Here is a 9,757-nt window from a genome sequence, read left to right as displayed (position 1 = left end):
GTTCCACACCCAACGGCACCGCGCCCACTCGCCTTCAAGCCCGGTGAGCCCGGTGGACGACACACGCAAGCGGAAGCTGTACCGGGCGTGCCCGGCCCCCTCCACTGTCTCCCGCGCCGTCGCCATGGCCAAGACCCTAGCCTCACCCACTGACAATCAACCGAAGTGCAGGTCACAGCAGATGTGCAGAGAACTCCGCCGCTTCGCGGCTCCGCCCCAAGTACCCAATCCTCCCCGGCCTGAAGGCCGGCGCCTCCTGGGAGAAATCAGGTGACGAGCTGCCGGTCCTGCCGCGCTCCCGTGCTCACGCAGTTCGCCTCGCCGGATCTGGTGGGCGCGATCGTGGAGGGCGGCCTCGATCCGGCCGAAGACCCCCGCTGGGCGGAGTCGGGCGCCACGTCGCCCGCCGAGTACGCGCGCTGGTCCGGTCATCTGTGCGGCATGACGTGTCTGAGCATGGCACTGGGCACGGACTCGCCCGATCTGTTCGCGCTGCGGGACGGGGCGGTGAAGTACGACGCCTACACCGAGGACGCCGACGGCGTGATCAAGGGCCTGGTCTACGCGCCCTTCGCCCGGTACGCGTCCGAGGTGCACGGCCTCGACGCGGTCGTCCACCGCGAGCTGTCCCCCGCCGGGCTGCTCGCACTGCTGGACGCGGGCCGGAGCGTCATGGCGTCCGTGCACTACGGGATCAGGCATCCGCGGACACCCGCCCCAGGGCGCGGCGGCCATCTCGTGCTGGTCACCTCCCGCGCGGCGGCGTGCACTTCCACAACCCGTCGGGCACGACGGCGAAGACGCGTACGGCGACCCTGCCCCTGCCCGTCTTCGAGCAGTTCTTCGCGGGCCGCGGGGTCTCCCTGCCCGGCCTTACGAACACCGGTGGACGGCCGGGCGACGAAGGCTGACCACGTGCACGCTCGCCGTGGGCGGGTCGGTCGCGCCGCCGCGGACCGCGTCTGCCCGGGGAGTCAGTACCGGAGTGCGGTGAGCGCGGCCAGCGGGTCCGGGTCAGGCGCGGCGCGAGGCCACCAGTCGTCCTCTCCGGGGTCCGATTCGTAGCCGTACCACCGGCCGTCGTGGCCGAAGCGGAGCTGGAGCGTGCCCGCCGCGTTGGTCAGGTGGTTGCGCCAGGGCTGGAAGCGCGGGAAGTCGGCCGCGGCGAGGGCCGGTCTGGCCCGGTCGAACGGGCCGGCCGGCGGGTCCCATGGGGTTTCCAGCACGGCGAGCCCCTCGGTGCCGCCCTGCCGCCAGGCGGCGACCGCCCGGGCCAGATCGGTGGTGCTGCGGCCGGTGGCGAAGGCGAGCTCGCGATACAGCGCCCTGGTCGTGGCGGTGAGCCCCGCGGTGGGCCTGGACGCGGCGATCCGCACCGCGTCCTGCCAGGTGTCGAAGCCGGCGAGCGGGTCCTCCCCGGTGGTCAGCAGCGCGTGGGCACGGACGGCGGCGTCCGAGGCGAGGTACTCGAGACCGAGCGGGTCACGGGCGCCGGGCAGCTCCGGGTAGGCCGACGGCTCCCCGGGGTGCGGCGGGACGTGCAGCGGCGCGGGCAGCGGCGGCAGGAAGCGATCGGCGAGGGCCTCACCGGCGGGGACCGAGGGCATCTCGGGGACTTCGGGACGCTCGCGGGCGGAGTGTTCGGCGTTGCGGCGGCCGAGCTCGTCGAGGAGTTCACGCTCGCCGCGGCCGCGCATCAGCAGGAGGACGAACGGGTCGCTGTCCAGCAGCCGTGCCGTCTGGTAGCAGAGCGCCGCCACGTGTTTGCAGGGGCGCCCCCGGTCCGGGCAGGAACAGTCCGGGTCCAGGTCACCCGCGGTGGGCAGCAGCCGGATGCCGATCCCGTCGGCCGTGTCCACCAGGGAGTGCGGCATCTCCTTGTCGAGAAGCGCGGAAAGATGCCCCGGCCTGGCCGCGACGGCGTCGAGGAGCGTGTCCCAGTCGGCCGCCGAGAACGTGCGCAGGTGGAGCTCGGCACGGTAGGGGCGGGGGCGGCTGCCGTGGACGTAGGCGATGACCCTGCCCGGGGTGACGGTGACGGCCGCCACATGACCGCCGTCGGCGTACGTACGGCCACGGGCGAGCCGCGCCTCGTCCATCGACAAGGACTCCAGGGCGTCCACCCAGGCCCGGCCCCACCAGCTCTCCGCGAAGGGGCCCTCGGTGGCTGCGGCACGGGCGGGCACCGCCTCGAAGGTGCGCCGCAGATCGTCGGGCCCCGGTCGCGCCGACGGGCCCGCGCCGGGGCTCATGGCATCCTCCTGAGCGAGACGAGGTCGGCCAGGTCGCGGTCGTTGAGCTCGGTCAGCGCCGCCTCGCCGGACCCGAGCACCGCGTCGGCGATGGCCCGCTTGGACTCCAGGAGCTCGCCGATCCTGTCCTCGACCGTGCCTTCGGCGATCAGCCGGTGCACCTGCACGGGCTGGGTCTGTCCGATGCGATAGGCACGGTCGGTGGCCTGCTCCTCGACCGCCGGATTCCACCACCGGTCGTAGTGGATGACGTGGGCGGCCCGGGTCAGATTCAGTCCGGTGCCCGCCGCCTTCAGGGAGAGCAGGAAGACGGGGACATCGGCGGACTGGAAGCGGTCCACCATCCGCTCCCGCTCGGGCACCGGTGTACCGCCGTGCAGCAGCTGGGAGGCGATCGCGCGCGAGGCGAGGTGGACGGAGAGGAGCCTGGCCATCGACACGTACTGGGTGAAGATCAGGACGGAGCCGCCCTCGGAGAGGATCGTGTCGAGCAGCTCGTCGAGGAGGGCGAGTTTGCCCGAGCGCCCGGCGAGCCGGGTGGGCTCCTCCTTCAGGTACTGCGCGGGGTGGTTGCAGATCTGCTTGAGGGAGCCCAGCAGCTTCATGATCAGCCCCCGCCGGGCGATGCCCTCCGACTGCTCGATGAACGCCATCGTCTCGCGGACCGCGGCCTCGTACAGCGTGGCCTGTTCCCGGGTGAGGAAGACGGGATGGTCCGTCTCCGTCTTGGGCGGCAGCTCGGGCGCGATGCCGGGATCCGACTTCTTACGGCGCAGCAGGAAGGGGCGGACCAGCCGCGAGAGCCGCTCGACCGCTTCCTCGTTGCCCAGGCCGGCCGCGGTGCCGGTGTTCTCGACGATCCGGGCGTGCCGGGAGCGGAAGGCCTTGAGCGGGCCCAGCAGTCCCGGGGTGGTCCAGTCGAGGAGGGCCCAGAGCTCGGAGAGGTTGTTCTCGACGGGAGTGCCGGTCAGGGCGACGCGGGCCGGGGCGGGGATGGTGCGCAGCGCCCTGGCCGTGGACGAGTGCGGGTTCTTGACGTGCTGCGCCTCGTCGGCGACGACGAGTCCCCAGGTGTGAGCGGCAAGCTGCTCGGCGCTGGAGCGCATCGTGCCGTAGGTCGTCAGAACGAAACCGCCGTCGGGGCCGGCGAGTGTGCGGTCGGCGCCGTGGAACCGGCGGACGGGGACACCGGGCGCGAAGCGGTTGATCTCGCGGTGCCAGTTGCCGAGGAGGGAGGCCGGGCAGACCACCAGGGTCGGGGCGGTGCGCGCGCGGTGCAGATGGAGCGCGATGACCGTGATCGTCTTGCCCAGGCCCATGTCGTCGGCGAGGCAGCCGCCGAGGCCGAGGGACGTCATCCGGTCCAGCCAGGCGAGCCCGCGCAGCTGGTAGTCGCGGAGGGTGGCGTCGAGGCCGGGCGGGGCCGGGAGGATGGCGTCCTCGTCGAGGATGCGTTCGCGCAGGGCGGCGAGTGCCCCGGCCGGCACCGCCTCGACCTGCTCGCCGTCGATCTCGGCACTGCCGGTCAGGGCGACGGCGAGCGCCTCGACGGGGTCGAGGAGACCTAGCTCCCGCTTGCGCGCCTTGCGTACGAGCGCGGGGTCGACGACGACCCACCGGTCGCGCAGCCGCACCACGGGGCGGTGCGCCTCGGCCAGGGTGTCCATCTCCGCCTCGGTGAGCCGGTCGTCCCCGAGGGACAGCTGCCAGTTGAAGGCGAAGAGCTGCTCGGCGTCGAAGAAGGAGGTGCCGTCGGTGGCGGAACCCGGCGCGGGCCGGACCACGGCCGCCGCGGTGAGCGAGCGGGCAAGTTCCCGCGGCCAGTGGAGGGCGACCCCCGCGGCCGCGAGGCGCGCTCCCGCGACGCCGATCAGCTCGTAGAGCTCGTCCTCGGTGACGGCGAGCACGTCGGGCACGGGCTGGTCGAGCAGCCGCTCCAGCGGGGGCCAGACGCGTGCGGCGCGGCGCAGTGCGAACACGGCGTCGATCCTCGCCCTGGGACCGAACGGTTCGCCCGCCGCACCGCTCCACAGCGCGGCGGCGTCGGTGACGTACGTCGGGTCGGCCAGGCTGTGCACCTGGGTGATGGCCGCCGCGGCGTGGCGCGCGGCGTGCGTGTCCTCCCCCGCCGCCTCCGGGGCGCCGCCGGCCGTGTCGAAGACGTCGTACGACGACAGGTCCAGGCGGAGGGAGATCCGCACTCCCGCGTCGAGTCCGGCAGCCACCTCGACGGCCCATGCGCGGGCGTCCGGCAGGTGCTGTGCGTCGCCGGCGGCGAAGGGCAGGCCCATGGCGTGGGCGGCGGCCGGTGTACGGGGCAGGGTGTCGGCGACGGCGTCGAGGAACGCACCGAGCAGCGCGCGCGGTTCGGGCACGCGCAGGGGTGCGCTCCGCACGGGGACGGCGTGTCCCTCGGGCGGCATCGAGGCGGCGACGGCTCTCAGGTGCGCGACGTCTTCGGCGTCGCGCGGTCCGGCCCGCCACGCGTCGTGGTCCCCGGCGGTCAGGCCCGGCAGGAGTCTGCCGCGCGCCACGAGGGTGAGGGCGTGCAGCGCGGCGGCCCCCCAGGCGCGGGTCGCGGGGTGGGTCACGGCACGGTGCCGGGCGCGGGCGAGCAGCGGGACCGCGTCCGCTACGGAGAGTTCCACGGCGGGCACCGTGCGGGTGAGGGCGCCACCGGCACCGTCGGGCACGACGACGGTGAGGTCGGTGACCGGGTACGGCGACCCGCCCTCGGCCGTGGGCACCACGCCGGCGTCCCCGAGGATCGCCCCGTCGGGATCCCAGAAGGCGACCCGCCCGTCCCTGGGCAGCTCGTCGGGCAGGAACACGGCGGCGCACCTCATGAGCCGGTCGGCAGCCTCGTCATGCGTCCGCCTCGCCATGTCCACCGCCCCCTCCCGCCTCGGTCCGCTCGCACTTCTTCTGTTCGGGCGAGTCTAGGCGTGGGGTGTGACAACCCTCCGCCCCGGAGGTGTCCTCACGGGCAGGACGGGGCGCTGTCAGTGACGGACGAAGTGCACGGCGCCGGATTCCCGCTCCGGGACGGACTCCGGCGGCTCGCCGGGGTCGAATCCCGAGCGGCTGCCGTCCGTCCCCGGCCCGGCCCCGTCGGCGGCCGGGTCCCCGGCGAAGAGGTCGGGCGCGGGAGGACCCGGCGCGGCAGGGCCCGGCGCCGGCCCGGCGGGCACGGTACCCGCGGACATCCCGTCGCCTCCCGACGACTGGGGGCGGTCCTGCTGGGCACGCTCCAGGAAGCGGAGCAGCTCCACGGGGAAGGGCAGCACCAGCGTGGAGTTCTTCTCCGCGGCGACCGCGACCACGGTCTGCAGCAGACGAAGCTGCAGCGCCGCGGGCTGGGTGGACATCTGCTCTGCCGCCTGCGCGAGCTTCTTCGACGCCTGCAGCTCCGCGTCGGCGTTGATGACCCGTGCCCGCCGCTCACGGTCGGCCTCGGCCTGCCGGGCCATGGAGCGCTTCATCGTCTCCGGCAGGGAGACGTCCTTGATCTCCACCCGGTCGATCTGCACACCCCAGCCCACCGCGGGGCTGTCGATCATCAGCTCGAGGCCCTGGTTCAGTTTCTCGCGGTCGGACAGCAGGTCGTCCAGGTCGCTCTTGCCGATGATCGACCTCAGGGACGTCTGTGCCATCTGGGACACCGCGAAGCGGTAGTCCTCCACCCGGACGACCGCGCTCGCGGCGTCGACCACCTTGAAGTAGATCACGGCGTCGACCCGCACGGTCACGTTGTCCCGAGTGATGCCGTCCTGGGCGGGCACGGGCATCGTCACGATCTGCATGTTGACCTTGCGCAGCCGGTCGACCCCGGGAACGATCATGGTGAGCCCGGGTGGGCGCACCTCGTCGTGGAGCCGCCCCAGCCTGAGCACCACACCTCGTTCGTACTGCTTGATGACCCGGGCCGCGGACATCGCGTACAACGCGCAGATCGCCAGCACCGCCACGACCACGATCACGAGCACCTGGACCATCACACCCCCTGCGTCCGGGAGTGCGTCGCGCCACTCCCGGCCGGGAGTGCACTGTCGCACTCTTCCATATCACGCCTTTTACTACGATATGCCCATTTACCTATCTTCGAACCTCCGTCCGGGTGTCACCGGCCCCGGCCGGCCGCGCACCGGATGCCGACACCGGGCGGACCGGGCAGGGTGGCCAGCGCCAGCACGTCTCTGCGAGTGACGTACCGATGAGCCGGACGAGCAGATGAGGACCCGCCCATGTCCGTCAGCGCGACCCCCACCGTTCTCCGCCGACGCACCCGCATCGCGGTCGGCGCGGCCGTCCTCACCCTCACCGTCACGGGCTGTTCCGGCCTCGGACGTACCGCGGTCGGACCGGTCACCTACGTCACCGAGGAGGACCAGGTCGTCAGCGTGCACAGCCCTTCGGTGAAGGGCTGTCACAAGATCGCACCCGGGGGAGCGAGCAAGGTCGACAACCGGACCCTGATCGACATGGTCCTGTACCCCACCCGCGACTGCTCCGGCCACGGGACCGCCTACGTGGCCACCACGTTCACCGACACCAACACCCCACGCGCCCTGTGGCGCAGCTACCGCTTCATCCACTGACCGGCACGGGACTCCCGGCGTTCCGGGCGCCCGGTCCTCCGCCCGGCCCCTGGACCGCCGGGTGGGACGGTCACTCCACGGTGTCACGGCCGCACCGCACGCCCTTGTCCCGCCTTCGCCACAGCCCGCTCCCCGCCATCGGTTTCCCTGCGCGGCGCCGCGGGGTCATGCTGGAAGGGAGGCGATGGCTATGCGTACCGGAAGTGAACCGATGACTGCGCGCAGTCCCCTGCGGATGCGATTCTGGCTGAGTCTGTGGGGCATGCTCTGGGCCGCGTTCGGCCTGGCGGCCTTCCTGATCGCCGACCGTGCCGGCTGGGCGACCGCCTGCGGTGTCCTGCTGGCGGTCACGGTCACGGACTTCTGCCTGGTCGTCCGCCGCATGCGGCAGGGCGCCCGTTTCCAGCCCGGCCGGGACGTCCCGCCGTACAGCCCCGGTCCGGTCGGCCGGAGCCGCTACGCCCGCCGGGACCCACCGGAGCGGGCGGGGAGCGGTCACCGGGACGAGCGGCCCTGAGCCGCGGCCGCCGTGGCCGCCGTGGCAGTGCTCGCCGCCTTTCGGCGGGTGCGGTCAGGGTTTGTCGTCGAAGCGCGCTGCCTGGAGGTACTCCGGCTTCGGGTCGAGCGCGGCGGCCAGCCGGAAGTGGCGCATGGCCTGCTCCGGGCGGCCCGCGCGCTGAAAGGTCCGGGCCAGGGCGAAGTGCGCGAAGGCGTTGTCCGGTTCACGCTCCAGAACCAGCTCGAATTCAAGCTCGGCCGGGCGCAGTTGCGCGGCGGCGAAGAAGGCACGGGCTCGCAGCAGCCGGGCGGCGGTGTTCTCCGGGTGGGCGGCGATCACGGAGTCGAGCAGCTTGACCGCGCCCCGGGGGTCCCGTGCGGCGAGCAGTTGCTCCGCCGCACGGAAGTCGATGACATGTGTTTCCGGGTTGCTCTCGGGCACGGTCCTATCCTTCCCCTCGCGTCCGCTTCTCAACATCCGGTCGCGGGCCGGTATTCCGGCCGGCCGCGAGGTCAGGTGGCGGCAGCGGCCCTCTCGGTGAGCTGCGACCAGAGCGCGCGGACCTGCGGTTCCAGCTCTTCGAGCGGGCCGTCGTTGTCGACGACGAGATCCGCGACGGCCAGCCGCTCCTCGCGGGTGGCCTGCGCGGTCATCCTGGCCCGGGCGTCGGACTCCGTCATGTTCCGCAGCGTGACGAGCCGGTGGAGCTGCGTCTGAGGGCTCGCGTCCACGACGACGACCAGGTCGTACAGCGGCGCAAGACCGTTCTCCGTGAGCAGCGGCACGTCGTGGACGACGACGGCGTCGTCCGCGGCGGCCCGTTCCAGCTCGGCGGACCGTGCCCCGACGAGCGGATGCACGATGCCGTTGAGCGTGGCCAGGCGGGCGGGATCGGAGAACACGATCGAGCCGAGCGCGGAACGGTCGAGCGAGCCGTCGGGCTTGAGGATTTCCGGCCCGAAGGCCTCGACGACGGCCGTGAGCCCCGGGGTGCCGGGTTCGACGACCTCGCGCGCGATCCGGTCGGCGTCGATCACCACGGCTCCCGAGCGTGCGAGCAGCCGTGACACTTCGCTCTTGCCGGCGCCGATGCCGCCGGTCAGGCCCACTTTCAGCATGCGCCGAGCATAGGGGCTGTCCTCCGGCGTCCCGGCGGGAGACCCGTGATCTCGGGCCCGGGACGGGAGGAACGGCCTCGGTGGCGCCGTCGCGTCACCGGGAAGCCGGAGGCGACGCGGCGGACCTGGCGGCCCATGGCCGACCGGGCGCACGGGCTCAGGAATCGCCCTCGCGTTCGGCGAGGAAGCGCTCGAATTCGCGGCCGATCTCGTCCGCCGACGGAAGATCGACCGGCTCCGCGACCAGGTTCCCGCGGGTCTCGGAACCCGCCACCGCGTCGTACTGGTGCTCCAGCCCCTCGACGAGCGAGACGAGTTCCTCGTCCCCCTGGCCGATCTGCCGCTCGATCTCGGTCTGGGTGCGGTGCGCCTCCGTGCGCAGCGTGTGCGCGATGCTCGGCAGGACCAGGCCCGTCGCGGCGGTGATCGCCTCCAGGACCGTCAGCGCGGCGTCCGGATAGGCGGACCGGGCGACGTAGTGCGGGACGTGGGCGGCCACCCCGAGGACGTCGTGCCCGGCCTCCATCAGCCGGTACTCGACGAGCGCCTCGGCAGAGCCCGGTACCTGCGCCTCGTCGAAGGGGCTGCGGTGTCCGGGCGTCAGGTCGGTGCGGTTGCCGTGCGGGGTGATGCCGACCGGACGGGTGTGCGGGACGCCCATCGGGATGCCGTGGAAGTTCACCGCGAGGCGGACTCCGAGCCGCTCGACGATCTGTTCCACCGCGGCGGCGAACCTCTCCCACTCCACGTCGGGCTCCGGGCCGGACAGCAGCAGGAACGGGGCGCCGGTGGCGTCCTGCACGACGCGGACGTCCAGGGTGGGCGCTTCGAACGCGGTCCACCTGTCGCGCTTGAACGTGAGCAGCGGGCGACGCGCCCGGTAGTCGACGAGCCGGTCGTGATCGAAGCGGGCCACGACCTGGTGCGGCAGTGTCTCGAGCAGGCCGTCGACGATCTGCTCGCCGGTCTCACCCGCGTCGATGTATCCGTCGAAGTGGTAGAGCATGACCAGACCGGCCGACTCCTGGGCGAGCGCCATGTCGACGACGGCCAGGCCCTTCGGCTCCCATTCGTACAAACTCTGCGGTTCAGGCACGGTTACCGCTCCTCCTCGTGTTCCCCGGCAAGAACACCCCGCCTGGCCGCGGCATTCCCGACCGGGCCGCTTTCACACACGTTTGTGCGAGGACACGGCTGCGCGGCTCCGCAACCGCCTTCCCGGCGGAGGTGGACGTTCCGCGCAGCCGGTCGTCCCCGCACCCGAGTCGGTCACCGCCTCGCGCGGCCGGT

Annotated in this window: 8 protein-coding genes and 1 pseudogene; 3 read left to right on the top strand and 6 right to left on the bottom strand. The window is 72.8% G+C overall.

Annotated features, from left to right (window positions below; genetic code table 11):
- Positions 1-270 precede the first annotated feature (270 nt).
- Positions 271-911, top strand: a pseudogene (locus ACFU5K_RS23335) (peptidase).
- A 63-nt stretch (positions 912-974) separates the two neighbouring features.
- On the opposite strand, the gene ACFU5K_RS23330 reads toward ACFU5K_RS23335, so the two are convergent.
- The 3 genes from ACFU5K_RS23330 to ACFU5K_RS23320 form a co-directional block, all read right to left on the bottom strand.
- Entirely contained in the window at positions 975-2,252 is a 1,278-nt protein-coding gene (locus ACFU5K_RS23330) for an SWIM zinc finger family protein (protein ID WP_384064884.1), read from the bottom strand.
- Entirely contained in the window at positions 2,249-5,137 is a 2,889-nt protein-coding gene (locus ACFU5K_RS23325) for an SNF2-related protein (protein ID WP_384064883.1), read from the bottom strand. Before ACFU5K_RS23325 ends, ACFU5K_RS23330 begins: the two co-directional genes overlap by 4 nt.
- Positions 5,138-5,254: 117 nt before the next feature.
- Entirely contained in the window at positions 5,255-6,247 is a 993-nt protein-coding gene (locus ACFU5K_RS23320; protein ID WP_384064880.1) for a slipin family protein, read from the bottom strand.
- A gap of 249 nt (positions 6,248-6,496) precedes the next feature.
- Between ACFU5K_RS23320 and ACFU5K_RS23315 the strand changes: the two genes are divergently transcribed.
- On the top strand, positions 6,497-6,850 hold the full coding sequence (locus tag ACFU5K_RS23315) for a hypothetical protein (RefSeq protein WP_384064878.1): 354 nt from the start codon (positions 6,497-6,499) through the stop codon (positions 6,848-6,850).
- Between the two features lie 190 nt (positions 6,851-7,040).
- On the top strand, positions 7,041-7,367 hold the full coding sequence (locus ACFU5K_RS23310; protein ID WP_384064876.1) for a DUF6343 family protein: 327 nt from the start codon (positions 7,041-7,043) through the stop codon (positions 7,365-7,367).
- A 54-nt stretch (positions 7,368-7,421) separates the two neighbouring features.
- On the opposite strand, the gene ACFU5K_RS23305 is transcribed toward ACFU5K_RS23310, so the two are convergent.
- From ACFU5K_RS23305 to ACFU5K_RS23295, 3 genes are all read right to left on the bottom strand, one after another.
- The gene (locus ACFU5K_RS23305; protein ID WP_384064874.1) at positions 7,422-7,790 is read right to left on the bottom strand and encodes a tetratricopeptide repeat protein; all 369 of its coding nucleotides are present in this window, start codon (positions 7,788-7,790) and stop codon (positions 7,422-7,424) included.
- Between the two features lie 71 nt (positions 7,791-7,861).
- The gene (gene coaE / locus ACFU5K_RS23300) at positions 7,862-8,467 is read right to left on the bottom strand and encodes a dephospho-CoA kinase (protein ID WP_384064872.1); all 606 of its coding nucleotides are present in this window, start codon (positions 8,465-8,467) and stop codon (positions 7,862-7,864) included.
- Positions 8,468-8,624: 157 nt separating this feature from the next.
- Positions 8,625-9,563 (bottom strand): PAC2 family protein, encoded by a 939-nt coding sequence (locus ACFU5K_RS23295; protein ID WP_384064870.1) that lies wholly within the window; start codon positions 9,561-9,563, stop codon positions 8,625-8,627.
- Positions 9,564-9,757: the final 194 nt, after the last annotated feature.

It is taken from the genome of Streptomyces sp. NPDC057428, from assembly GCF_042803195.1.
Classification (GTDB): domain Bacteria; phylum Actinomycetota; class Actinomycetes; order Streptomycetales; family Streptomycetaceae; genus Streptomyces.
This window is presented reverse-complemented; position numbering and strand designations above follow the sequence as displayed.

What these genes read in the sequence shown, in the direction of transcription:
- coaE (WP_384064872.1), bottom strand. Translation starts at nt 8,467, where the DNA reads ATGCTGAAAGTGGGCCTGACCGGCGGCATCGGCGCCGGCAAGAGCGAA.
- ACFU5K_RS23325 (WP_384064883.1), bottom strand. Translation starts at nt 5,137, where the DNA reads ATGGCGAGGCGGACGCATGACGAGGCTGCCGACCGGCTCATGAGGTGC.
- ACFU5K_RS23320 (WP_384064880.1), bottom strand. Translation starts at nt 6,247, where the DNA reads ATGGTCCAGGTGCTCGTGATCGTGGTCGTGGCGGTGCTGGCGATCTGC.
- ACFU5K_RS23310 (WP_384064876.1), top strand. Translation starts at nt 7,041, where the DNA reads ATGCGTACCGGAAGTGAACCGATGACTGCGCGCAGTCCCCTGCGGATG.
- ACFU5K_RS23330 (WP_384064884.1), bottom strand. Translation starts at nt 2,252, where the DNA reads ATGAGCCCCGGCGCGGGCCCGTCGGCGCGACCGGGGCCCGACGATCTG.
- ACFU5K_RS23315 (WP_384064878.1), top strand. Translation starts at nt 6,497, where the DNA reads ATGTCCGTCAGCGCGACCCCCACCGTTCTCCGCCGACGCACCCGCATC.